A 23,454-nucleotide genomic window follows, 5' to 3' on the forward strand; every position below is an offset into this window, starting at 1 on the left:
GTCGCTCCGCTTCCCGGTCTCACTATGCGTTTTTTGCAAGAGATCGGAGAAGACTTACCAGCCCGACCACCCCCAGCAAGGGATCAAACAGATAAAAGTTTCCAGAAGGGGCACTAGAAACTTAAGAAGGCCGGGTTGGACCCTAGCCTTCTTTTTTTAGCTCTTTTCCCGATCTGACATCGGGAATGGATGCTCCCGGGAATCAAAGATTCGGCGGGGATAAGCGATTTCGATCTGTTGGTCCGCAAAGGTGCGGACGATGGTTTTTCGAGTTTCCCGCTCAATCATCCAATGCTCCTCCGGGGTACAGATACCGGTCAATGTGTATTCCACCCCGTCCCGCTGAATGTTGGTGACCCCGTAAAGGCTGAAAGGTTCGATCACGTAAGGGGCAAATCGGCGGCTCATGTCTTCGCAGATACGGTGCAATGTGTTTTGCACGTGTTCCTGGTCGGCTTCGTAGGGGACGGTCACCGCAATCAGTGGTCGCATGCGTTCCCGATAATAGTTGGTTACCTGGGAAATTTCCCCGTTGGAAAGATAATGGAGCCGTTGATTGAATTCCCGAACCTTGGTGATCCTCAGCCCGATTTCCTCAACGGTCCCTTCGATATTTCCGTTGATTTGTACGTAGTCGCCCACTTCCATCTGGTTGTCGAAGATAATGAAAAAGCCGGTAATGATATCTCTAACTAGGTTCTGTGCACCAAAGCCGACTGCCAGACCGACAATTCCCGCACCGGCCAATATCGGGCCGATTTCGATCCCTACTTTTTCCAGAATCGTGATGGCCGCAATAAAATAGATCGCGTAACGGGCTGTCGATTTGATCAGGCGTGCCAGCGTTTTTCCCCGTTTTTCCTCGAACCGGCTGAGGTTGAGCACGCGATCCACCAACCGCCCTACATACCGCAGGGCGAGGTATGTCAGAAAGATAATAAGAACGATTTGCCCGAAGGGAACCAGTATGTGCTCCCAAAAGGGTTCCCAAAGTTTTTGGGAGGGGTCGTCCACGATTGCTTCCGCTTTTTTCTGCATGTCCTCCATATTTTGTACCAGTTCAGCAGCGGAAGAAAGCCATTTCATATTCAAGCACCCTCTTCATCAGTGAATCGATGTTAGCGTCGTTTCGCCACCCCGGCCATTGGACAAAAACCGTTTGAATCTTTTTTGACGGTTTGTTTCCTTGCGTCCTTAGTGACCGTTTCTGCGGCCTAAACATTTCCCATTATACCACTGAATTCATTCCCTATATAAAGGGTCACTTTTTTCTTAAACGGGTCGATCCTTTTTTGGTAAACTGAATCGAAAGGAGTATTTTTTCCCATAAAGAGAAAAAGCGCGGGATGTCGATCTTTGATCGGGAGGAGCGGCTCCGGTTCATTTTCTGTGTAAGGGGAAAGGCAGGAGATTTCCCTAATCCAAAAGAAATAATTTCATGTTACTATGATGTTCTCTTCCGTTCCGATTCATATAATGGAGGAGGAGAGAGTCCGTTCTGTTGATCCTACCATGGTGGGAAAGAGGTGCCATGATCCTTTCGGGACCGGGTGCGGGAGCCTGCAACTAAGGGGCGTATGAAACGATGCGGCAAAACCATGGGATCGGGGAAAAAATTTCCGAAAAATGGCGGATTTTCACCGACCTGCCGGCAGGGCGAAACCGATGGTTGCTATTCATGGGGTTGGCTTTGGTCTTGGTCGGGTTTTTTTGGACGGTTTGGTACCTTGGACAAGATGATTCTTCTCCCGAGGTTTTAAAAGAAGCCGTCTTTTCCAAAATCGTCCCCTATTTGTTTCGCAACGAGCGGTTTTATTTCTGGGGCGAAGTCAATGGCCAAGGCGATTACTATGTGTTCGACCTGAAGAAGGCTCGTCTCCGCAAAGAGGACTGGATCCGTGAGTACGGGGATAATGAAAAGGTCTATCGTTTGAACGACCGGTATACACTCGATATCCAAACCCGAAACGGATCCCGGTCCCTTCTGCTGGAAGACAGCTCCGGGAACAGAAAGAGAGTGACCGATCATCTGCCGCAGGGAAAACAACCTCTGTCGATTGCCGAATCGGGGGAGGCCTTTGTTTATGCCGAAGAAGCCGGTGGGAAGGTGGACCTGTATCTGTACCGGATCGGGACGAAGGATCCCGTGGCTTTGTCGCAAAGCGTCTCACCCGATCAGCTGGAACGGCCCCGTTGGGTACAGTGGTCCGGCGACGGGAAATATGTCCTGGTGAGCGGACGATGGGTCTATCGAGTCAAAGACGGCGGTTTGGAACGAACCCTTCCCGGGACGGGCGGAACTTGGTCGCCGCAAGGGGACAGGCTGGCCTACATCGGCTCGGAAGGGAAAGACAAGCCCTCGGAGGAGGACTTTCCCACAGAACGGACCTCGCCGCGGGGGAAGAAGGTGGTGTTGTGGAACGCCGGGACGGGGGATGAGCGGGTCATCTTCCGGGCGGAGTCCGAGCAGTGGGTCGTCCGGGAAGTCGCCTGGGATCCTGAAGGAAGGTATCTGGCATTTCCCACCGGAAAACAGGAGAAGGATGAAACCACCTTTGAGGAGATCCATGTGATGGACGGGAAGGCCTTTCATTATGTGGAGAGCGAACAAAATCTGATGCCGACCCGGTTAGAAAATATGCTTTTGAGTAAAGGCGGAAATTATCTTTCTTATTCCGTCAATGGAATTCTCAAACTGATTAATTTGAACACCCAAGAATCGAGGGTTTATGACGTGTATACCCAGGAAGAACAGGATCAGACGGAGTATATCCGTTACGATCCCGGCGGGGTATGGTTGGGGCAAACGCATGCCATTTTATATGTCGCGGATAACATGGAAGAAAAACAAGTTTATCGGACTCCTCTCCAGATCACCGGTTTTTACTTGTCTTCCCGACGCGACAAACTCTTAGTGATAGAAGAGTTGACCGAAGGACAAAAATTGAGGCTGATTCGCCTCCAATCGGAAAAAACATCCCCCTCCACCAAAGACACCAGAGATGGGAGCAGAGAGGAGGCGGCGGAATGAACCGGAAAGCGACGGAATCGGTCCCCCTTCCGGAGGAGGGCTGGGTGGAAGCGGTCCGGAGAAAATTGTTGAACTGGTACGATGAAAACAAACGCGAACTCCCCTGGCGCCAGAACAAGGATCCTTACCGGATTTGGGTATCGGAAATCATGTTGCAACAAACCCGTGTCGATACGGTGATTCCCTACTACGAGCGGTTTATGGAGTCTTTCCCCACTCTGAATCGACTTGCGGAAGCGGAGGAAGAGTCGGTGATCAAAGCCTGGGAAGGACTGGGTTATTATTCTCGGGCTCGCAACCTGCATACGGCGGTCAAAGAGGTGGCCGCCACCTACGGCGGGGAAATTCCCCGGGATCCGGAGGAGATATCCAGCCTGAAGGGGGTGGGTAACTATACCGCCGGAGCCATTCTGAGTATTGCCTACGACCAGCCGGTTCCCGCGGTGGACGGGAACGTGATGAGGGTGTTTTCCCGGTGGTTCGCCTTACAGGACGATGTGGCCAAGCTGTCGACGCGAAGGAAAATGGAAACGATCGCCCGCCATGTCATTTCCGAGGAGCGGCCCGGCGATTTCAATCAGGCGCTGATGGAGCTGGGTGCTTTAGTCTGCAGTCCTCTGTCCCCCTCTTGCGACATTTGCCCCGTCCAGGAGCATTGTCAGGCGAGGAAAGAAGGGGTGCAAGCGGAACTGCCGGTGAAAAAGAAGGCGAAACCCCCGGTTCCGTCAGAAGTGTCCTTTGGATATATCCGGCACGGGGATCGGATTCTGATTCAGCGGCGGCCGAAAGAAGGGTTGCTGGCGGGAATGTGGGGATTGCCTTCATCGGAACGGAAAAAAGGGGAAGTCGTTCCCGGAGAAACCCTTAAACAGGACCTGTTCGACCAGGGACTGGAGGTGGAGCTTGGTGCCGCTTTGGGGGAGATGGAACATGTTTTCAGCCATCGCCGGTGGTGGATCACTGTTGTAGAGGGTGAACTTCCCTCTCCGCCGGAATGTTTGCCTGAAGGGTATGAGTGGGTGAAAGAAGGGGAGTGGGATACTCTCGCCCTTCCCAATGTATACCGAAAAGCGTTGGAACGGGTGGCGGACCGGTCACGGTCGTGGATTCAGGGACGGTTGTTTTAAGAACATGTCCGGTTATTCAAGTTTCTATGATAGTTGAATCCAGGCATTTGTCGCGGGAAACCCGTCCGCCTTCAATCGGGCGGTCGGGGAAAGAGATACCGAAGGGGAGAGAGGACCCGTGGAAGAAAATAAACGGCATCAATCGCTGGAGTCCGAGGGGGAAAAAGGGTCGCCGGCGACGGAGGAGCCGGGGCTGGAACCGGTGGAAGAGGTGGACGACCGTTCGGAAACGGAATCAGCCGGGAGCGGAAAATTGCGTCAGGCGGGGGAGTCGATCATTCGCTTTTTTCGTCGGCTTCCCCTGGTTCACCGGATTCCCTTGAGACGTGTCGGACCGCGAAACACTGCCATTGGTGCGGCGGTACTGACCCTTCTCCTGTTCGGGGCAGTCTTGGTGATGGCGATGAATACGATTCCCGCTGCTACTAACGCTGATTCGGAAACGATCCGGGAACAGTCGGAGGCGACGGAGAAAAAGAAGCCGCCGAAACCGAAGCCTTTAAAGTTGATCCTTACCCATGAGGGAGAAACATGGGAGACCGATTTGCGGAAAATGGGGTTTGATGGAAAGGAAAACGAGGATTTTGATCGTGAAAAACTGAAAGATTGGCTGAAGGAAGTGAAGAAGGAAGTGGATCAGCCGGCGGAAAACGCCGAGCTGGAACGCTTCGGTCAGTCGATTCGCCCTGAACGCGAGGGCACCTTGATGGACCTGGAGGAAATCGAGGACCATTGGATGAACGACTTGTCAGACCGGGTCAATCAACCTCAGGAAATCCCTATGGTTCCTGACGAGCCCGAGGTGACGACGGCGGATTTGGAACGGGTGGATGGCAAGCGCATCGGTCGATATACGACATATCTGAATCCCGGAAACACCGATCGGACAACGAATGTCCGACTGGCCAGCGAAGCGATCAACAACCGAGTACTTAACCCCGGCGAGGTTTTTTCCTTTAACAAGACGGTGGGAAAGCGCACCGCCGCTCGGGGATATAAGCCTGCCACGATTATCGTGCGGGGGGAATATAGTGAAGGGCTCGGCGGCGGGATCTGTCAGACATCTTCCACCCTTTACAACAGCGTTGATGCTGCCGGTCTTGCCGTGATCGCCCGCTTTTCCCACAGCAAGGAAGTCACCTATGTTCCGAAAGGAAGGGATGCCACGGTCGCTTGGAACGGTCCCGACTTTCGCTTTCGCAATAATCTCTCGGCACCGATTCTGATCCGATCATTCCTCAAAGGTGGAACGTTAACTGTTGAAATATACACGACACCTGAGGCATGGCATAACCCCAGAAAAGTGGAGGGGGCTCCCACGGAAGTGGAGTCGACCACGGATTCCGAACCGAATCAGGCTTCGGAAGAACTGAACCGGGAGGATGAATAACTGGATGAGGCCGAGCTTGACCCTTCACCCGAGATGGAATACCGAAAGCCGCAGCGATGTTTCCGCTGCGGCTTTTGATTCGTTCAACCGTTTCGTTTTTGCGGGGCATCCTCCGGGTGATCCAGTTCGGCTTTCTCTTCCTCTAGTAAATACTGGGGATATTGCCCATGCTAGATAAAATCCTTTTAAGTGAATCTTTACCCGTTTAAATCGGGATCGCAGGGAAAAACTAAATGCCGAAACCGATTCCTGATGATCGATATTTCAATTTTTTATATTCCGGGACATATACTGAAATTGGGGTTTCCATGCTCGGTTTGGAGCTGGGAGCGGGGAGGGAATACGATGGATTCGGGGCATCTTCGAATTCGATTTTGGTATCCATGGCTGGCTAAGAGTGCAGCGGCCATTAATTTGACTGCGGTTGTTTTATCTTTCCTTTTTTTAGTACGTATCGGACATGGATCACTGGGGGAACGGATGTCCTACATTGTCTCCAACGAAACCGCCGTGATCTGGTCCTGGGGAAGCGGGATTCTGGCGACTACGACGATGACCGGTATTTTTTGTGTGTTGCTTTTGGTTTTGGATCAACGATACCGAGCAATTTTACAGATGGCTTTGATGATTTGGATCACGGGAGCCGCTACCGGTATCCTTCACGATCTGATCCAAATGACCGTCATCCCTGCCTTATCCCAGCTGTTTCTCCAAGTACCGACGGAAAATTTGGCCCAAACCATCATTCAGTGGGAAAAACTCTTGGTCCGTTGGGCGGGGGTATTCGGTTTTACCTGTTATGCGATCAGCGGATTGATATATACCGCCGTTATGTTCCGGACGAATCATTTTCCCGATCGGTTGGCCCGATACTCTTTCGGGGTTTGGACATTTCTTCTTTTGTCGGCCGTATTGGTACGTTGGTTGACTCCTTTTTTTCCATGGATGACAACGTTGTCTCTGCTGGCTCTGGTACCCTGGTTTTGGCAATTGGGCCGGTATCGTTTCAGCCGAAGGAAGTATGATAAGTGGGGATCATGGTTTCGAGGAGGGATTTCCAATATTTTATACTGCGATGAAACAGGGTGATATCCGGCGGAAAGCACTTCAAAGAAAAAGGCAAAAAATCGGCGAATGCGGGAGGTACACCTGTTTCGTAAGCGTTTTCTTCACAAAAAGATCAAAATTGCATTCTTCCGATCCCATCTAGTAAACTAATAAAACCATCGTCGTAGGAGGATTTTCAGCTTATGAACCTGCGCTCTTTTCAATTATCTGATGTCCATGCTGTTACATCCATCTGGAGGCTGACGGCGTCCCGGGCGGTCGAGAGGGAAACATTGAAGGTTCTTTCCAAGCAACTGGCCTGTGATCGGGACCTAGTCCTTGTGGCCGAGATCGACGACCGGGTCGTCGGGGCGATCGTGGGGACGATGGAGGAGGACACCGGATATTTTTACTGTCTGGCTGTTCACCCGGACTACCAAGGATGCGGTGTCGGAAGGGAATTGACATCGCTGTTGGAAGAGCGGTTTCACAGTAAGGGTGTCCACCGGATTGAAGTGATGGTGGACGGAGGGACGGAAAAATTGGTCCCCTTCTATAACCATCTGGGTTACCGGGAAACGCGGTCTTCCGTCTTGGAAAAGAACTGGATGTTTCGCCTTCAGGACAATCTGGGAACCGTGTAACACAACTGTAAAAGGTGGTCTACTATCGGAACGGATTGATTGACATCTATTTTTTATCACATCCGTGTTAAAGGAAAACACCGTTTTTTGTAAAGGTTTTATAAACCTTTTTATTAAACAATCAATTTTCAGAATCAAACGAACAAAAAGAGCCGTCCTGATGGGCGGTCTATTTTTATTTAAAATGTTCGGAAAAGGAAGGATTATCCTTCCGGGCTGACTAATTCTTCTGTAAGGAGGTGGATCCATCATGGGTAAAAGCCGCAGGGTTTGGTTCGAAGAAGCCGGTGGAATGCTCGATCCGGGGCTGATCAGCCAGCTGAGACAGCTGAGGAAGGAAGGAGCGGACGAACAAAAAACTGGTTTGCCGGTGATTGTCCGCTGGAAAGATCGAACGGACCGGAAGGAACGGGAAGAGGCTTTGCGGATTTGCGAGGGAGGTTCCTGTGACAGTGTGTTCGGTGAATTGAGCATGTCGGCAAGCTTCTACGGGCAATTAAGCCCAGGGACGATCGACAGTTTAAAAGATCATAAAGCCGTGTCGAAAATCTATTTTGACCGGGAAGTTCAGGCTTTGTTGGATGTGGCATCCAAGTCCGTCGGAGCGGTCGATGTTCGGGAACATGAGGGCCTGTCCGGAAAAGGAGTAACCATCGCTGTCCTTGATACGGGAATTCATCCCCATGACGATCTGACGAAGCCGGAAGAGCGTATTTCCGGTTTTGCCGATCTGGTGGGGGAGAAGCAGGATCCCTACGATGATCAGGGACACGGCACCCATTGTGCAGGGGATGCCGCGGGCAACGGTCATCTGTCGGAGGGATTGTACACCGGTCCAGCCTCCGAAGCGAACGTGGTCGGGGTCAAAGTACTGGACAAGGAGGGGGGAGGCAGGCTGTCCACGGTGATCCGGGGCGTGGAGTGGTGCATCCAACACCGGGAGGAGTTGGATATCCGGGTGATTTCGCTTTCCCTGGGTGCTCCCGCCTTTGAATCTTATCGGGACGACCCCTTGGCCCAGGCGTGTGAAGCTGCTTGGCACAGCGGGATTGTGGTCTGTGCCGCCGCGGGGAATCAAGGGCCCTATCCGGGTACGATCAGCACTCCGGGGATCGACCCGGTCATTATCACGGTGGGATCTGCCGACGACCAGGATACGATCGAACGGGGCGATGACGAAAAAGCCCCTTACTCCAGCCGGGGCCCCACTTTGGATTTGCTGGTGAAGCCGGATATTTACGCCCCGGGTACGAATATCATCTCCCTGTCGGTTCCCGATTCCCCTCTGGAGGAAGAATTGCCCGAAAATCGGGTTGGAGACTATTATATCAGCCTGTCCGGCACTTCGATGGCAACGCCGGTCTGCGCCGGTGTGGTCGCCCTGATGCTGGAGGCCAACCCGCGTTTGAGCCCCAACGACGTAAAGAGTATTCTGAAGAGTACCGCTGCAGAAATGGAAGGGGACCAGGCAGGCTATATCGATTCCCGGCGTGCGGTGGATCTGGCCAAAAAATATCTTCAATTCCAGCAACCTTTCGCTCCGGTCAAAGGATAAATCCTCAAAACCTCGCCGAGAGGCGAGGTTTTGGTCTTTATCCTCCTTTTAAACGGGGTCGTCAGCGCAGTGTCGGAGTGGACAGGGAGACGCCAATTCTTTGGAACGTTTCTGCGCCCGCTTTACAGCGGTGATCAGTGTCTGATGAAAATCATGATCGGCCAGGGACTGGACACCGGCCATTGTCGTCCCTCCCGGGGAAGTAACTTTATGGCGCAGCTGAGCCGGGTCTTCACCGGTTTCCAGCAGCATGTGAGCGGCTCCGACCAGGGTTTGCAGGGTGAGCTGCCGGGCTACCGGATGGGAGAGGCCGGCGTTGACCCCTGCTCGCTCCAAACCTTCCACCAGGTAATAAATATAGGCCGGGCCGCTGCCGGATAAACCGGTTACTGCATCCATATCCTTTTCCTCTACCCGGACTACTGATCCGATGGAGGAAAAAGTTGCTGACGCGCTGTTCAGATCCTCCTCCGTGGCGTATGCTCCTCCGCAGAGAGCGGTGGCGGAGCGCCCGATCATACTGGAAGTATTGGGCATGGCCCGGATCACTGTTGTGCCTCGGGGCAGGCGCTCTTCGATAAAAGAGGTGGAGATCCCGGCGGCAACGGAGATCACGCGCTGGCCGGGGCGGATATCATCTTTGTACTGTTTCAGCACCTGATCCATATCCTTTGGTTTAACGGCCAGAATGATCGTGTTGGCATCAGCGATCGCTTTTTCCTTCTGCCGGGGACAGCGGATGCCGTATGCACTCTCCATTTGACGCAGTCGATCTGCGTTTTCGCGGTTGATCAAACGGATTTGTTCAGCAGAGGCCCGCTTGTTTTTCAACAGTCCGGAAAGGATGGCTTCTGCCATGGCTCCTGCTCCGATCAGGCAGTATGTTTCCCGTTGAGACATAAACTTCCCTCCTGTTCTTTGGTTGAGGTGCCAGTCAATACAAAACCCTCTTTCGTCACAAGGACGAAAGAGGGTTCTTCCGCGGTACCACCTTTGTTGGCACATGTTGTGCCCGACTCGGTTGAGCGGCCTGGTCAGCCGCTCTTCTTTTGGTAACGGAGAGAACTCCGTGGGATTCATCATCGCCCGCTCGCAAGGTGGGTTGGGGCCGGCATCCCGACGGAACCTCACAGCCCGGGGGTTCCGCTCTCTGGGCGGTAAGCCGGCCTTACTGGCCCGGTCATCGCGTTTCCAACATATCGGCGGCTTCTAGTTTTTATTATTATGCATACCAGAGAAAGGGAATGTCAAGGTGGAAAATACATAGAAAGATCCTCCCGCAAACTTTCTAGAATCAATTCAGATTTTTTGTTTTATAATTTGTTTGAATTGGAAATACAAGAAAGTAAGCAGAAAGGATTGGATATGTCGATGGACTTCCCGAAACCGGGAGATATCCTGCGCATTGAAAGTTATAAACATGACGGAACCTTGCACAGAACTTGGAAACGGTCGGTCGTTTTGGACGGGTCGGACTCGCTTCTTCTAGCTAATAAAGATGTCGAAGTTATGGAAGCTGACGGGCGCCGGTGGATTTCTGAAGGGCTGGCTGTCTGCCAGTTTCATAGAAAACACTGGTTCAATACGATACTACTGTTCGGTTCCGAAGGCTTCCACCGTTATTATTGCAACATCGCCTCTCCTTATCGATACGAGAATGGGAAGTTGGTTTATATCGACTACGATCTGGATCTGATCGCCGACAAACACGGTTATTACCGCTGGATGGACACAGATGAATTTGAGAAAAACCGCTGTCGGATGAATTATCCGATTGAGGTGCTCGATCGGGTGGAAGAGGCTGTCTCGGAGTTGGAAAGACGGGTCCGAACCTGTACTCATCCCTTTCATCCGGACTTTGTACAAGCCGGCTATTATCTTTTTTTAACTTATGCAAAACAATTGATGGGGTGAAGTGAGGATATATGAAACGTCAGAGGTCTCGGATCATGTCCTGGTTGAGAACAGTCCTTCTGGCTGTATCCGTCGCCCTCGTCATCAACCAGTTCGGGTTGGCGATGTCCGTTGTCAATGGAACATCGATGCAACCCACCCTGGAAGACGGCGACCGGCTTCTCATCAACAAATTTCATTTTTTGTTTGAAGAACCTCGGCGGGGGGATGTGATCACCTTTGAGGATCCTTCCCGTGACGGGCGATACCTTGTGAAAAGAGTGGTGGGGGTGCCGGGTGACCGTATTGCCATCCGAGGAGGTGAGTTGTATCGGAACGGGAAGCGGGTAAGCGAACCGTACATCGATTCAGACATCGAAGACGGAAACTACGGACCGGTCGCAGTCAAACCGGGCAGTGTTTTCGTCATGGGAGACAATCGTCATCGGTACGCCAGTCGGGACAGTCGATACAAAAGCGTCGGTCTGGTGCCGAATGAGCTGATCGAAGGGAAAGTGGAGTTGATTTTGTGGCGCCCTTCCCTGGCAACCTTCCTGTGATGGTAACCGAGGAAGCAATTTCAAATAATATAAAAAGTCAATAACTGTTCACAAAATCCTTTTGCGTCATCTCTGATGAGGAAGCATAATAGGGAGTGGCCAGGCCGTCCGAATTCGATTGTGATCCAGCTATCAACCACAGCGAGCAAGGGGGCGGAACGACTTCGCCCGGTGTCCCTGTCACTGGAAGGGACCTTGTCGCGTTATGTGAATAGAAAAACAAAAGAACATGAACACATTATCTTTGGGGGGACCTAACCAATGGATCTGTTGAACAAGACACGGAGGATTTCGAGCATTCTCCAAAAAAACGTAAGCCACCATTTGGTGGACTTCGATCAGGTTGCCGAGGCACTTTGTGATGTGATCGGCGCCAATATTTATGTTGTCAGTCCGGAAGGCGAAATTCTGGGTATGGCGATCAACCACGAAATCGAAAATGAACGGATGGAAAAGTATCTAAAAGATCGCCAATTCCCTGAAGAATATGCGACTTTGTTGATGGAAGTGGAAAGCACTTCTTCCAATGTCAGCGTGGACAGCCCTTACACCGCCTATCCGACGGAAATGAGAGACATGTTTAAACACGGGTACACGACCCTTGTCCCGATCATCGGAGGCGGGGACCACCTGGGAACGCTGGTTCTTTCCCGCATCAATGACGAGTTCGTCGACGATGATCTGGTTCTGGCTGAATACGGTGCTACGGTTGTCGGGATGGAAGTCCTGCGCGAGCGTGCCGGCAAGATCGAAGATGAAGCCCGGAGCCGCGCCGTTGTCCAACTGGCGATTAACTCCCTTTCCTTCAGCGAGCTGGAAGCCGCTGAACACATTTTCAACGAGCTGGATGGCACGGAAGGATTGCTCGTCGCCAGTAAGATTGCCGATCGCGTCGGGATTACCCGTTCCGTCATCGTCAATGCGCTGCGCAAGCTGGAGAGTGCGGGTGTTGTCGAGTCCCGTTCCCTGGGGATGAAGGGGACCTACATCAAGATTCTCAACCCCAAGTTGTTGCCGGCTCTGGAAAAGGCCCGCAGCTGAATAGCCCCGTATGTTGTCGAAAAAGAGAAACCGACCGCAGTCCATCGACTGCGGTCGGTTTCTTTGGTCTGGGATCCAGGAGGTTCCCGTAGTATAATAAAGGAAGAGGGAAAATGAAAGATCCTTAACCCTTCCATGGATCGTTTGTCAAGGAAAAAATAGAAATGGTAAAGTTCGAAACGAAACATTGTTGTTCATGAAACGGTTCTTGACAATAAACGGGAAGGATTCCGTGTCCGGTGAAGATCTCTGTTATAATGGGGAGGAATGTTGACTATATAAGTGGGAGATGAGCAGTTTGGGGAGCGTACGAAGATATCTGCGGTTTATCCGCCCCTACCGAAAACAGATCGCCTTGACCATGTGTGTCGGCGTCCTCAAGTTCGGCATCCCTCTCCTGCTTCCGCTCATCCTGAAGTATGTCGTTGATGATGTCCTGCTGACGGAAATGCCCACTGAGGAAAAAGTGAGCAGACTGGTCTGGGTATTGGCCGGATCATTCTTCATATTTACGGTGTTAAGGCTGCCAATCGAGTATTACCGGCAGTACTTCGCTCAGTTGACGGCCAGCCGAGTGCTGTTTGATGTCCGGAACCGGTTGTTCGACCATATACAGAAGCTTTCTCTACGCTATTACAACAACCAAAAGGTGGGGCAGATCATTTCCCGGGTCATCCACGATGTGGAACAGACAAAGGAGTTCGTAGTTACCGGGATGATGAACATCTGGCTGGATCTGATCACCTTGCTCATTGCTGTGGCAATCATGCTGTGGATGGATCCATGGATGACCCTCGTCTCCCTGGCCGTTTTTCCTTTGTACGGATTTTCGGTGAAGTATTTCTATCAAAGGTTGAGGCGGTTGACCCGGGAACGCTCTCAAGCTCTGGCGGAAATGCAAGGGCACTTACACGAGCGGGTACAGGGGATTTCCGCCATTCGTGCCTTCAACTTGGAGGAATACGAACGGGGCCAGTTTGGTACCCGAAATCGTCATTTTTTGAACAGGGCGATGGCCCATGCCAGCTGGAACGCCCGTACTTTCGCCGTAGTCAATACGATTACCGATATCGCCCCGATCCTTTTGATCGGTTTTGCCGGTTACCAGGTGATTGACGGTGATGTCACGATCGGGGAGATGACCGCCTTTTACGGTTACCTTCAATTGATTTATTCCCCGATCCGGCGCTTGGTCAATTCTTCAACGGTTCTGACCCAGTCTTTGGCCTCGATGGATCGGGTATTCGAATTTCTCGATGTTCCCTACGAGATCGAGAATCGCCCCGGAGCAGTCGAGATCGATCGGGCCGAAGGAGCCATCGCCTTCCGGGAGGTGCACTTTTCCTATCTGCCCGATGGAGAAGATGTGTTACGGGGGGTGGACCTGAGGATTGAACCGGGACAGACGGTTGCTCTGGTCGGAACGAGCGGAGGTGGAAAGTCCTCCCTGGTTTCCCTGATCCCCCGCTTTTACGACGTCCGAACGGGTCGGGTCCTGGTCGACGGCCGGGACGTTCGGGACTGGGATTTATCCAGTCTGAGAAACCAGGTGGGAATGGTACTTCAGGATAATATCCTGTTTAGCGGCTCGGTGTTGGAAAACATTCGTATGGGCCGGACGGATGCGACGATGGAAGAGGTGGTAGCGGCGGCGACAGCCGCCAACGCCCACGAATTTATCATGGATCTTCCGGATCAGTACGAGACGGAGATCGGAGAACGGGGAGTGAAGCTCTCCGGCGGTCAGAAACAAAGGATCGCCATCGCCCGCGTCTTTCTTAAGGATCCCTCCATCCTGATTTTGGATGAAGCGACATCGGCTTTGGATCTGAAGTCGGAACAACTGATCCAAGAGTCCCTGCACCGCCTGGCGAAAAACCGGACTACACTGATCGTTGCCCACCGCCTGTCCACGATTACTCATGCGGATCGGATCTGTCTGATCGAGGACGGACGGATCGAGGAAAACGGAACCCACGGGGAGTTGATGGCTTTAAACGGCAAGTACGCCCGATTGTTTAATGTGCAAAACTTGGATCGGAACCGGGTACCGGTCGTAAACCGTCAAGGTGCACCCTGAGCGAGAAGATGGAGGGGAGTAAAGTGGAAAAGACGTTCCCGATTAAATACGAGTGGGATATCGTCGCCATGCGCAGTGAAGTGAGGGAAGCGGCCCGTCAACACGGGTTCAGCGAACTGGATCAGGTCCGGATTGTCCAATCCGTATCCGAGCTGGCCCGAAACGTGGTGCACCATGCTGAAGAGGGCCTTGTTCACATCGAGCTGGTGGATGAAGATGAAAAATCGGGCATGCGGATTGTCGTCCAGGATTTCGGACCGGGAATCGCCGAACTGAATCAGATCCTCCGCATGTCAGAGTCCCCGGCTGCGGTGGAAGGTTACGGATTGAAACAGGTGAGGGAATTGATGGATGACTTTTCGATTCGGGCCGTGGAGGGAAAGGGAACCTGTGTGGCGGTATCCAAGTGGAAAGAACAGTCCGATTCCGTCGACCATCAATCCTGAGTGCCGTTGCGGAAGCAGGCAGGACTTTTGAATAGATCTTTCCCGCCTGAACAGGGTTGGTTAATACGCTGGTAAGCGGGAAGATGGTTGAAGACTATCCGAATGGTTTATCGGATAGTCTTTTTGTATTAGTTCACAATCATGTATCCATATTATGAACCTTTTAAGACCTTACTTGACGCAAATCTTTTAACTCATCTAAAATGGTTATGAACTAAACTGCCATTCCTTGTATGCGCTGTCCTGGCGGCTTTCTGCCCAGGTGGCGGAATCACTCCATGAAGGTTATGAAGGTGGAAACACTGGAGTCGAGTACACTCATATTCCGACGGGTTCGGCTCCGGCAAAAACGCTGGGACCCTCTTTGTCCAGAGGCTGAATCCTGACGGGGGTTTTCCAGCGCAGTTTTTTGCTGTGGTCCGCGATTTCGGTGCAGAGAGTGTGTGTTTGCTGTCGGACGGGCGTATGACGAAGTGGATGAGGAACGCCGTGATATTGCGGGGCCCATCCCCCGGGTCACCGGCTCTATGAAGGCGATCCAGTTCCATAGAAAGGAGGGGGACCGTGGAACGACCCATGACCCGCGAATCCTCAGGCAGGATCTTAGCCGGGGATGAACAGCCCTTTTCAACGGCCAAAGCGACCTGGCGGGATTATTGGGATATTACCAAGCCGGGTATCAATAGAGCAAACCTGATCGCTGTCTTCGCCGGGTTTTGGCTGGCGGGACACGAAACCTTCGATTTTGGACTTTTGATGGTTACCCTTCTGGGAACGGCCCTGGTGATCGCTGGCGGTTGCGTGGTCAATAATTTTATCGATCGCGATATCGATCCCCTGATGACCCGGACGTGTAACCGTCCTGTCGCGGCGGGGCGGATTCGACCGCAGACGGCGCTTTGGATGGGTGTCGTCTATTACTTGTCGGGCGCCGTTTTATTGGCGTTGCTGGTGAATGCTCTCACCGCCCTGTTGGCGAGCCTCGGATTTTTTATCTATGTCATTGTCTATTCGGCTTGGAGCAAGCGGACCACTCCCTGGAACACTTTGATCGGGAGCGTGTCGGGCGCTGTACCCCCGTTGGTCGGCTGGGCCGCCGTGACGGGTTCCCTGGACGCGGCGGCATGGATCTTGTTCATGTTTATGTTCATTTGGCAGTTCCCTCACTTTTATGCACTTGCCATGCTGAAGGAAGAGGAATACCGCACGGCGGGAATTCCCATGTTGCCGGTGGTGAAAGGAGGGGCTGAGACGAAGCGGCAGATTCTGCTCTTCGTTCTGATGATGCTGCCTTCCTCCCTGTTGTTGTTCGCGACAGGGGTTGTCGGCTGGATCTATTTCGCGACGGCGCTCATCCTGGGCTCTCTATGGATTTTTCTGGCGTTTAGGGGATTGTCTCAGGATGTTAAGACCTGGGCCCGTCATATGTTTCTTTACTCCCTGCTATATTTGACCCTGATGCAAGCAGCTATGTTTTTGGATCCTGTCGTCTTAGGTTGATCGGAGTCAACCGGCAGTCGCTTTTCAACGTCCGCCTGGCTCCATTTGCCATCCAAGAGCGGCGTTGTTTGTTATAAAATGAAGATCGGTTTGATCGAGATGATGAGAGAAAGCGGGGTTAAACGGGTATGAGTCGAGGGAAACATCTCGGGCGTCTATTGTTTGTTTTTTCCATGATCGCCCTCCTTATGGCCGGATGCGAAGAGCCTGCGAAATCTGTGCTCGACCCACAGGGTAGCACCGGTGAAGAACAGCTGACCCTCATCAAAATCAGTATTTATATTATGGCTTTCGTTTTCGCCGTTGTGATGGTCATTTTCATTTATGTACTTATCCGTTATCGCCAAAAACCGGGGGATGACAGCATTCCGGAGCAGGTGGAGGGAAGCACCAAACTTGAACTGCTCTGGACGGTGATCCCGATCATTCTGTTGGCGATCCTGGCGGTGCCGACGGTGGCTACCACCTTCTCCCTGGCGGAAAAGCCCTCTGAAGAGGAAGAAGCGCTGACGGTGAAGGTGACGGCTCACCAATACTGGTGGGAGTTCGAATATGAGGATTACGGTTTCAAGACCGCTCAGGAACTTCATATCCCCAAGGACAAAAAGGTTTATCTGAAGTTGACTTCCCGGGACGTGATTCACTCTTTCTGGGTTCCGGCTCTCGGAGGGAAGACGGACCTGAATCCCGGACAGACAAATACGATGACGATCGATGCGAAAAAAGTTGGAACATATGAGGGGCGCTGCGCGGAATTGTGCGGGGCGGGCCACGCTTTGATGAATTTCGAAGTGGTCGTGGACGAAGAACAGAAGTTTGATCAATGGGTAGCCCAGCGGCAGGAACCTTCCTCTCAACCGCAAACTGCGGCTCAGGAACGGGGAGAAGAAGTATTTTCCCAGAACTGCATGAGCTGTCACGCTATCGATGGAGCCGAATTGGAACGGAAAGGAAACAAAGCTCCAAACCTGACCGGATTCGGAGAGCGGGACAAAATCGCCGGTGTGTTGGAAAACAACGACGAAAACCTGGAAAAGTGGTTAAAGCATCCCGACAAGGTGAAACCGGGCAGTTATATGCCGTCCTTTGACTTCCTGAACGAGAAGGATATGAAGTCTCTGAAGGCCTATCTGCAAAGCCTCGAATAACATTCCCGGTTCCAAACCGGAAGAAATGCGTTCCCTGACGTACGAGGGAAGCGCGGTTGAGAAATGCTTGGAATGGAGGAGGGGTTTCCTTTGGCTACGCTGGTGATTCTCATCGTGTTCGCCTTGTTTTTGACGGCGATCTGGACCGGTGGGTACGACAAACAGCTGTTAAATCGTTTCAGATCCCATTGGTTATGGGACTGGATCACCACAGTCGACCATAAAAAAATCGGCATTCTCTATTTGATCGGTGGTGCATTCTTCTTTATCATCGGCGGGATTGAAGCACTGCTGATCCGGATTCAGCTTTTGGTCCCGAACAACGATTTTATGGTCGGGGACACGTTTAACGAACTCTTGTCCATGCACGGGACGACCATGATCTTTTTTGTAGCGATGCCTCTCTTGTTTGCGCTGATGAACGTGGCTGTTCCGTTGCAGATCGGTGCCCGGGATGTCGCTTTTCCTTTTTTGAACTCGCTGGGTTTTTGGCTGTTCCTGGCAGGCGGCATTCTGATGAACCTCAGCTGGATCTTCGGTAATGCTCCGGATGCCGGTTGGACCAACTATGTCCCCATCGCATCCAATGAGTTTAGTCCCGGAACAGGGATTGACTACTATGTTCTCGGTTTACAAATTTCCGGGATCGGGACGACGATGGGTGGTATCAACTTCCTGGTCACGATTATCAATATGCGGGCGCCGGGGATGTCCCTTTTGCGGATGCCGATGTTTACCTGGACGTCCTTTGTCGCTTCATCACTCATTCTGTTCGGTTTTCCGCCGTTGACCGCCGGGCTGTTCCTGGTGATGTTTGAGCGTCTTTTCGGCGCCAACTTTTTCGATGTGGCGATGGGCGGAAACCCGGTGATTTGGCAACACTTGTTTTGGATTTTCGGTCATCCGGAAGTGTACATCGTGATCCTGCCTGCTTTCGGTGTGATGTCCGATGTGATTTCCAACTTCTCCAAAAAGCGTCTGTTCGGATATACATCGATGGTATTCGCCACGATATTGATCGGATTTCTCGGTTTTATGGTTTGGGCACACCACATGTTCACCGTGGGCATGGGCCCGGTGGCCAACTCCATCTTCGCGGTCGCTACCATGGCTATCGCTGTACCGACGGGAATCAAGGTCTTCAACTGGCTGTTTACCATGTGGGGCGGTAAAATCCGTTTCACCACCGCGATGCTGTGGGCCGTCGGATTTATTCCCACCTTTGTGATGGGGGGAGTGACAGGGGTGATGTTGGCCTCTCCTCCGGCGGACTATCAATACCATGACAGTTATTTTGTTGTGGCTCATTTCCACTATGTATTGATCGGCGGTACGGTGTTCGGGATTTTTGCGGGGCTTTACTACTGGTGGCCCAAGATGTTCGGCCACAAGCTGGGTGAAACCTTGGGTAAGTGGCATTTCGGTCTCTTCTTTATCGGGTTCCACTTGACGTTCTTCATTCAGCACTTTATCGGATTGTACGGGATGCCCCGTCGACACTTTACTTATCAACCGGAAGACGGTTTGACCACTCTTAACCAGATCAGTACTGTAGGGGCTTTCTTTATGGCCGCCGGGACCATCGTTTGGCTGATCAACATTATTAAGAGCGCCCGAAGCGCGATTCCCGCCGGCAATGATCCCTGGGACGGACGCACCCTGGAGTGGGCGATCTCTTCTCCGGCTCCGGAATACAACTTCGCCCAACTGCCCCAGGTACGGTCCTTGGATGCGTTCTGGTTTGAAAAGATGGAAGGCAATAAGAAGATGATTCCCGCAGAACCGCTGGGACCGATCCATATGCCTTCTTCAACCCATTGGCCGTTTATTATGACGATCGGCTTCTTCATTTCCGGATTAGGATTTGTTTTCCGCTCGCTGGAAGTCGGGGTACTCGGTTTGATTCTCGTCTTTTTGACGATGTTCATTCGCTCTTTCGAGCAAGACCACGGCTACCACATCGAGCTGGATGAGATCGAAAAAACGGAGAAAGGGGCGAATGCTTGATGAGCGCACAGGTGGAACACAAGGGCACACAGGCCCATTTGCCCCCTCATCCTGAAAAAGCGACGATGGAAAGCCGTAATAAAGTCCTGGGTTTTTGGTTTCTCATCGGCGCGGAAACCGTACTTTTCGCCTGTCTGTTCGGTACGTACTTAGCTTTGAAAGACTCTACGATGGGCGGTCCGTCCACGGAGGAGCTTTACCAGATACCGATGGTGGCGTTGGCGACCTTTATCCTGCTGACCAGCAGCTTGACCAGTGTGTTGGGCGTTCTGGGCATCCACCGGAACAATATCAAACAGGTGAAGCTCTGGTTCTGGGTCACGGTGGTGCTGGGTGCGGCTTTTCTGGGCCTGGAAATCTACGAGTTCTTCGAATATGTCCATGAAGGGCACACCTTTACCAGCAGTGCCTTCGGGTCGGCCTTCTATACTCTGGTGGGAACCCACGGCTCCCACGTCTTGTTCGGGATCACCTGGATCTTTTGTTTGCTGATTCAGCTGAGCCGCCGAGGGCTTAATATGGAAACGGCCCCGAAGCTCTATGTGGCCAGCCTGTACTGGCACTTTGTCGATGTCGTCTGGGTGTTCATCTTTACCGTCGTCTATCTGATGGGGAAGGTGGGTTGACGCATGGAAACCGAAGTTCAGCAAAATCAGGCACAGCAGGAAACCGATCCGACTCCGGAAAGTGCGGTGAAACACCTCCTTTCCTTCGCATTGATGATTGGTTTGACCCTCGTCGCCTTTGCGGCGGTGATGTTGGAAGTGGTCCCAGCCGGGATGGTGATTCCTTTCATCCTGGTGCTGGCCGTTATACAAGTCTTTTTGCAACTGTTTACCTTTATGCATCTGGACCTTAAAAACAACCGCATGACCGTCACTTTTGTGATGATGGGCCTGATTATCGGCGCCATCTGCGCCGTTGCCCTGTTTGTTTTGGGATAAAAGACAACGAAATTCGAGTTTCCCCTCGCTCTCCAGGAGTGAGGGGAAACCTTATATACGCACGAAATGAGGAAAGGGGGAGAAACCGATGCATCAACATGCTGGTCACGGGTCTCTTGACTTCTGGACTTTGGTCAATCCCGGTTACCTCTTGTTCACCGTGATATTGATTGTCCTGTATTTCGCGGTTATCGGCCCTTGGCGCGACCGCTTCGGGGGAAAAGAGGAAGTAAGCCTGGGGCAAAAGATCGGCTTTGTCAGCGGACTGGTCCTTTTTTACTTGGCATCGGGACCGGTGTACGCCTATGGGCATTCCCTTTTCAGCGCTCACATGCTGTGGATGTCTATCGTTTATCTCGCTGTTCCGCCTTTGCTTCTGTATGGCTCTCCGCCCTGGCTACTGAGACCCCTATGGAAAAGCAAAGCCTTTGCCCGTATCTTTTCCTTGTTGACTCACCCGCTGATTGCCATCGTTCTGTTTAACGGGCTGATCTCCATTTATCATTTGCCGGTCGTTTTTGATGCGATCATGGTCAATTCCTGGTGGATGGGGGTCTCTCATATCATTTTGGCTATCGCTTCTTTTTTGATGTGGTGGCCGGTGATGTGTCCGATTCCCGAACAGGATCGGCTGGGCCCCTTGCAGAAAATGGCTTATATCTTCGCCGATGGAGTGCTGTTGACCCCGGCCTGTGCGATCATCGCCTTTTCTCAGGTATTGCTTTATGATTTCTATCAGGGGGCGCCCCAGGTGTTCTCTTTCCTCACCCTGGGGGATGATCAATCCCTGGGCGGCGTACTTATGAAGATCGTTCAGGAGATCGTGTACGGTTGGGTATTGGGCTATAACTTCTTTCGTTGGGTTCGCCAACACAAGCAAAAGGAGCGGGAGGAACAGCAAGCGATCCGAAACAGCGGGGAAGCGGCTGCAGCTTCCTCACCGGCTCTTCACCCCAATGTCTAAAACAGAAGATCCGGTAACGCGACCCGGCTTTCCCCAAAAAAGGGGGAGGGCCGGGTTTTTTACGTGAAGGCGGATGTCCCGCTTCCCGCAAACATGATACTTGGAACCCGGCGGATTGGCGTTGCATATGATGCCTTCAGACTAAGTCGACTAACATGCTCAAGATCATCGAGATCGTTACAGTAAGAAGACGACATCGGAAAGGAGTTCGGGGGAATCGATTCATGCAAAGACTGATCGTTCTCGGTTTTATTGGGTTTGTGGCCCAACTGATCGACGGTTCGTTGGGAATGGCATACGGTGTAACGTCAACCTCTCTGCTGCTTCTGTTCGGTATAGCGCCTGCGGTTGCATCGGCATCGGTCCATATGGCTGAAATCGTCACCACAGCCGCCTCCGGCGTTTCCCATTGGAAGTTTGGAAATGTGGATCGTACACTTGTGTTCAAATTAATGATTCCCGGTTCGATCGGGGCGTTTACGGGGGCTTGCTTTTTGAGTTATATCCCCGGTGAACTGGCGAAGCCTTATGTTTCAGGCTTTTTGTTCTTACTCGGTTTTTACGTATTGTTTCGTTTTTTAGTCGGCCGATCCAACCGGGAGCGGAGAAGAAAGAATCGGCGACCGGGGAAATGGACGGTTCCGATGGGACTGTTTGCCGGATTTGCGGATTCCACTGGCGGTGGCGGGTGGGGTCCTTTAACCACTCCGATCCTGGTGGCTCATCGCGGCATGGAAACGAGGAAAGTGATCGGGTCTGTCGATACCAGCGAGTTTGCCATCGCCGTATCCGCCACTCTCGGTTTTCTCTTCTCCCTGGGTTGGTCCGAAATGAATTGGCCTTGGGTGCTGGCTTTGATGGGTGGCGGGATTGTGGCCGCACCGATTGCAGCGTGGTTTGTAAAGGTGATCCCCTCTTATCTGCTCGGGGTGTTAGTCGGGGGATTAATTATAACGACCAATGCAGGAACTCTTCTCGACAGCATCGCCGGGATCCCCGGTTCCTGGTATCCCCTGATTTACGGAGGACTTTCGATTGTGTGGCTCACTTGTCTGGGGGCGGCGGTTTGGAAAAAGAAGAAGGAGAAATCCACTGATATTTGATCTGAGAATCTGATTTTCAAATGTGTGGATGAAAAAGGAATTGTGAAGGTGCGATGAAAGTATCCAGCAGAGGTGAGTATGCCTTGCGGGCATTAATCGTTTTGAGTCAGCAGTCCAAGGACTCGGTGATGCCGATTGCCGAAATCTCTGAGAGGACGCTGGTACCGGTCCCTTACTTGGAACAGATTTTACTGCGGCTGAAAACAGAAGGGATGGTTAAAAGCCGAAGGGGGATGCACGGGGGATATGCTTTGCAAAAATCCCCGAAAGAAGTGGTCATCGGTGAAGTGATCCGTCGGTTAGAGGGACCGTTGGCCCCGATGGGGTGTGTCAGCATGACCGCTTATGATCCCTGTCCTCTGGAAACGGACTGTCTGTTGAAACCGTTGTGGGCCTTGGTTCGGGATACGGTGACCGAGGTTCTCGACCGGACAACCTTGGACGATTTGCTGAAACGGCGAGTGGTCCGAAAGTCGCCGGAGGTTACGGAACCATAACCTTGGGATCCGAGTGAATTCCGGCATATTTAACTGACAATCTCTCCATCATAAGGTATAAGATCAAGAAAAGGAGACATGAAACATGGTCCAATCCATCACGGAAGAAAATTATAACGAATGGGTCCGACATGCTGAGAAGCCTGTCGTTCTCGAATTCGGCGCGGATTGGTGACCGGCTTGCCGCCAGCTGAGACCGGTGGTCTCAGAAGTTGCAGAGCAGGAGACGGACGTTGATTTTTATTACGTGGATGTCGACCAAAATCCGAACTTAGTTGACCAGTTCGGGATTAAAAGCATCCCGACGCTCATCCGAATCCAGGATGGAAAAGAGAGCAACCGCTCTCTGGGGTTCATTCCGGAACAGCAAGTCAAGGAATTCGCCAGGGGAGAGATCACAGATGACACATAGTGCCCTCGCAGCAAGATAAAAGCAGAACAAGGTTACCTGAAAGGGCAATAGGAAAAAGGTGATAG

The 23,454-nt window shown here is 52.1% G+C and carries 22 protein-coding genes; 20 read left to right on the forward strand and 2 right to left on the reverse strand.

Annotated elements, in window-relative coordinates; translation table 11 throughout:
* Nucleotides 1-156: 156 nt before the first annotated feature.
* The gene (locus CHM34_RS13775) at nt 157-1,086 is read right to left on the reverse strand and encodes a mechanosensitive ion channel family protein (protein ID WP_094265194.1); all 930 of its coding nucleotides are present in this window, start codon (nt 1,084-1,086) and stop codon (nt 157-159) included.
* Between the two features lie 499 nt (nt 1,087-1,585).
* Between CHM34_RS13775 and CHM34_RS13780 the strand changes: the two genes are divergently transcribed.
* From CHM34_RS13780 to CHM34_RS13805, 6 genes are all read left to right on the forward strand, one after another.
* Nucleotides 1,586-3,031, forward strand: a complete 1,446-nt coding sequence (locus CHM34_RS13780; RefSeq protein ID WP_094265195.1) for a WD40 repeat domain-containing protein — start codon at nt 1,586-1,588, stop codon at nt 3,029-3,031.
* Nucleotides 3,028-4,158, forward strand: a complete 1,131-nt coding sequence (gene mutY, locus CHM34_RS13785; protein WP_094265196.1) for an A/G-specific adenine glycosylase — start codon at nt 3,028-3,030, stop codon at nt 4,156-4,158. The genes CHM34_RS13780 and mutY overlap by 4 nt, the downstream gene beginning before the upstream one ends.
* Nucleotides 4,159-4,276: 118 nt before the next feature.
* A complete protein-coding gene (locus CHM34_RS13790) occupies nt 4,277-5,548 on the forward strand; it encodes a VanW family protein (protein WP_094265197.1) in 1,272 nt (423 codons plus the stop codon).
* A gap of 345 nt (nt 5,549-5,893) precedes the next feature.
* The gene (locus CHM34_RS13795; protein ID WP_094265198.1) at nt 5,894-6,637 is read left to right on the forward strand and encodes a hypothetical protein; all 744 of its coding nucleotides are present in this window, start codon (nt 5,894-5,896) and stop codon (nt 6,635-6,637) included.
* Nucleotides 6,638-6,798: 161 nt separating this feature from the next.
* Nucleotides 6,799-7,239, forward strand: coding sequence for a GNAT family N-acetyltransferase (locus tag CHM34_RS13800; RefSeq protein ID WP_094265199.1), 441 nt, complete (start codon nt 6,799-6,801; stop codon nt 7,237-7,239).
* A 250-nt stretch (nt 7,240-7,489) separates the two neighbouring features.
* Nucleotides 7,490-8,794, forward strand: a complete 1,305-nt coding sequence (locus CHM34_RS13805; protein WP_094265200.1) for a S8 family peptidase — start codon at nt 7,490-7,492, stop codon at nt 8,792-8,794.
* Between the two features lie 48 nt (nt 8,795-8,842).
* On the opposite strand, the gene proC is transcribed toward CHM34_RS13805, so the two are convergent.
* Nucleotides 8,843-9,694 (reverse strand): pyrroline-5-carboxylate reductase, encoded by an 852-nt coding sequence (proC, locus tag CHM34_RS13810; protein WP_169713737.1) that lies wholly within the window; start codon nt 9,692-9,694, stop codon nt 8,843-8,845.
* 471 nt (nt 9,695-10,165) lie between these two features.
* Here proC and CHM34_RS13815 point away from each other — a divergent pair, with 471 nt between their 5' ends.
* The 14 genes from CHM34_RS13815 (at nt 10,166) to CHM34_RS13880 (ending at nt 23,389) form a co-directional block, all read left to right on the forward strand.
* Complete coding sequence (locus CHM34_RS13815) at nt 10,166-10,708, forward strand: DUF402 domain-containing protein (RefSeq protein ID WP_169713738.1); 543 nt, start codon at nt 10,166-10,168, stop codon at nt 10,706-10,708.
* Between the two features lie 35 nt (nt 10,709-10,743).
* Nucleotides 10,744-11,247, forward strand: a complete 504-nt coding sequence (gene lepB / locus CHM34_RS13820; protein ID WP_169713739.1) for a signal peptidase I — start codon at nt 10,744-10,746, stop codon at nt 11,245-11,247.
* Between the two features lie 261 nt (nt 11,248-11,508).
* Nucleotides 11,509-12,288: a GTP-sensing pleiotropic transcriptional regulator CodY gene (gene codY, locus CHM34_RS13825; protein ID WP_094265204.1), complete on the forward strand. Its 780-nt coding sequence runs from the start codon at nt 11,509-11,511 to the stop codon at nt 12,286-12,288.
* 298 nt (nt 12,289-12,586) lie between these two features.
* A complete protein-coding gene (locus CHM34_RS13830) occupies nt 12,587-14,368 on the forward strand; it encodes an ABC transporter ATP-binding protein (RefSeq protein WP_094265256.1) in 1,782 nt (593 codons plus the stop codon).
* A gap of 23 nt (nt 14,369-14,391) precedes the next feature.
* Nucleotides 14,392-14,814 (forward strand): anti-sigma regulatory factor, encoded by a 423-nt coding sequence (locus CHM34_RS13835; RefSeq protein ID WP_169713740.1) that lies wholly within the window; start codon nt 14,392-14,394, stop codon nt 14,812-14,814.
* Nucleotides 14,815-15,378: 564 nt separating this feature from the next.
* The gene (gene cyoE, locus CHM34_RS13840) at nt 15,379-16,314 is read left to right on the forward strand and encodes a heme o synthase (RefSeq protein ID WP_094265206.1); all 936 of its coding nucleotides are present in this window, start codon (nt 15,379-15,381) and stop codon (nt 16,312-16,314) included.
* A gap of 128 nt (nt 16,315-16,442) precedes the next feature.
* Nucleotides 16,443-17,462, forward strand: a complete 1,020-nt coding sequence (gene coxB / locus CHM34_RS13845; RefSeq protein WP_094265207.1) for a cytochrome c oxidase subunit II — start codon at nt 16,443-16,445, stop codon at nt 17,460-17,462.
* Between the two features lie 72 nt (nt 17,463-17,534).
* Nucleotides 17,535-19,469 (forward strand): cytochrome c oxidase subunit I, encoded by a 1,935-nt coding sequence (gene ctaD / locus CHM34_RS13850; protein ID WP_094265257.1) that lies wholly within the window; start codon nt 17,535-17,537, stop codon nt 19,467-19,469.
* Nucleotides 19,469-20,095: a cytochrome (ubi)quinol oxidase subunit III gene (locus CHM34_RS13855; RefSeq protein WP_094265208.1), complete on the forward strand. Its 627-nt coding sequence runs from the start codon at nt 19,469-19,471 to the stop codon at nt 20,093-20,095. The genes ctaD and CHM34_RS13855 overlap by 1 nt, the downstream gene beginning before the upstream one ends.
* Before the next feature lie 3 nt (nt 20,096-20,098).
* Nucleotides 20,099-20,413 (forward strand): cytochrome C oxidase subunit IV family protein, encoded by a 315-nt coding sequence (locus tag CHM34_RS13860; RefSeq protein ID WP_094265209.1) that lies wholly within the window; start codon nt 20,099-20,101, stop codon nt 20,411-20,413.
* An 88-nt stretch (nt 20,414-20,501) separates the two neighbouring features.
* A complete protein-coding gene (locus tag CHM34_RS13865) occupies nt 20,502-21,377 on the forward strand; it encodes a cytochrome c oxidase assembly protein (RefSeq protein ID WP_094265210.1) in 876 nt (291 codons plus the stop codon).
* Between the two features lie 224 nt (nt 21,378-21,601).
* Entirely contained in the window at nt 21,602-22,480 is an 879-nt protein-coding gene (locus tag CHM34_RS13870) for a sulfite exporter TauE/SafE family protein (RefSeq protein WP_094265211.1), read from the forward strand.
* Between the two features lie 53 nt (nt 22,481-22,533).
* Nucleotides 22,534-22,977 carry an RrF2 family transcriptional regulator gene (locus CHM34_RS13875; protein WP_094265212.1) on the forward strand — a complete coding sequence of 148 codons (444 nt, stop codon included), beginning with the start codon at nt 22,534-22,536 and terminating at the stop codon, nt 22,975-22,977.
* A gap of 190 nt (nt 22,978-23,167) precedes the next feature.
* Nucleotides 23,168-23,389 carry a thioredoxin family protein gene (locus tag CHM34_RS13880; protein ID WP_094265213.1) on the forward strand — a complete coding sequence of 74 codons (222 nt, stop codon included), beginning with the start codon at nt 23,168-23,170 and terminating at the stop codon, nt 23,387-23,389.
* Nucleotides 23,390-23,454: the final 65 nt, after the last annotated feature.

This window comes from Paludifilum halophilum (assembly GCF_002245355.1).
Lineage (GTDB): Bacteria > Bacillota > Bacilli > Thermoactinomycetales > DSM-45169 > Paludifilum > Paludifilum halophilum.

Excerpts from the sequence above, each read along its gene's own strand:
- CHM34_RS13815 (WP_169713738.1), top strand. The coding sequence starts at position 10,166 with ATGGACTTCCCGAAACCGGGAGATATCCTGCGCATTGAAAGTTATAAA.
- lepB (WP_169713739.1), top strand. The coding sequence starts at position 10,744 with ATGTCCTGGTTGAGAACAGTCCTTCTGGCTGTATCCGTCGCCCTCGTC.
- coxB (WP_094265207.1), top strand. The coding sequence starts at position 16,443 with ATGAGTCGAGGGAAACATCTCGGGCGTCTATTGTTTGTTTTTTCCATG.
- CHM34_RS13860 (WP_094265209.1), top strand. The coding sequence starts at position 20,099 with ATGGAAACCGAAGTTCAGCAAAATCAGGCACAGCAGGAAACCGATCCG.
- CHM34_RS13855 (WP_094265208.1), top strand. The coding sequence starts at position 19,469 with ATGAGCGCACAGGTGGAACACAAGGGCACACAGGCCCATTTGCCCCCT.
- CHM34_RS13875 (WP_094265212.1), top strand. The coding sequence starts at position 22,534 with ATGAAAGTATCCAGCAGAGGTGAGTATGCCTTGCGGGCATTAATCGTT.
- ctaD (WP_094265257.1), top strand. The coding sequence starts at position 17,535 with ATGGAGGAGGGGTTTCCTTTGGCTACGCTGGTGATTCTCATCGTGTTC.
- CHM34_RS13780 (WP_094265195.1), top strand. The coding sequence starts at position 1,586 with ATGCGGCAAAACCATGGGATCGGGGAAAAAATTTCCGAAAAATGGCGG.
- mutY (WP_094265196.1), top strand. The coding sequence starts at position 3,028 with ATGAACCGGAAAGCGACGGAATCGGTCCCCCTTCCGGAGGAGGGCTGG.
- CHM34_RS13870 (WP_094265211.1), top strand. The coding sequence starts at position 21,602 with ATGCAAAGACTGATCGTTCTCGGTTTTATTGGGTTTGTGGCCCAACTG.
- CHM34_RS13805 (WP_094265200.1), top strand. The coding sequence starts at position 7,490 with ATGGGTAAAAGCCGCAGGGTTTGGTTCGAAGAAGCCGGTGGAATGCTC.
- proC (WP_169713737.1), bottom strand. The coding sequence starts at position 9,694 with ATGTCTCAACGGGAAACATACTGCCTGATCGGAGCAGGAGCCATGGCA.
- codY (WP_094265204.1), top strand. The coding sequence starts at position 11,509 with ATGGATCTGTTGAACAAGACACGGAGGATTTCGAGCATTCTCCAAAAA.
- CHM34_RS13865 (WP_094265210.1), top strand. The coding sequence starts at position 20,502 with ATGCATCAACATGCTGGTCACGGGTCTCTTGACTTCTGGACTTTGGTC.
- CHM34_RS13775 (WP_094265194.1), bottom strand. The coding sequence starts at position 1,086 with ATGAAATGGCTTTCTTCCGCTGCTGAACTGGTACAAAATATGGAGGAC.
- CHM34_RS13795 (WP_094265198.1), top strand. The coding sequence starts at position 5,894 with ATGGATTCGGGGCATCTTCGAATTCGATTTTGGTATCCATGGCTGGCT.
- CHM34_RS13800 (WP_094265199.1), top strand. The coding sequence starts at position 6,799 with ATGAACCTGCGCTCTTTTCAATTATCTGATGTCCATGCTGTTACATCC.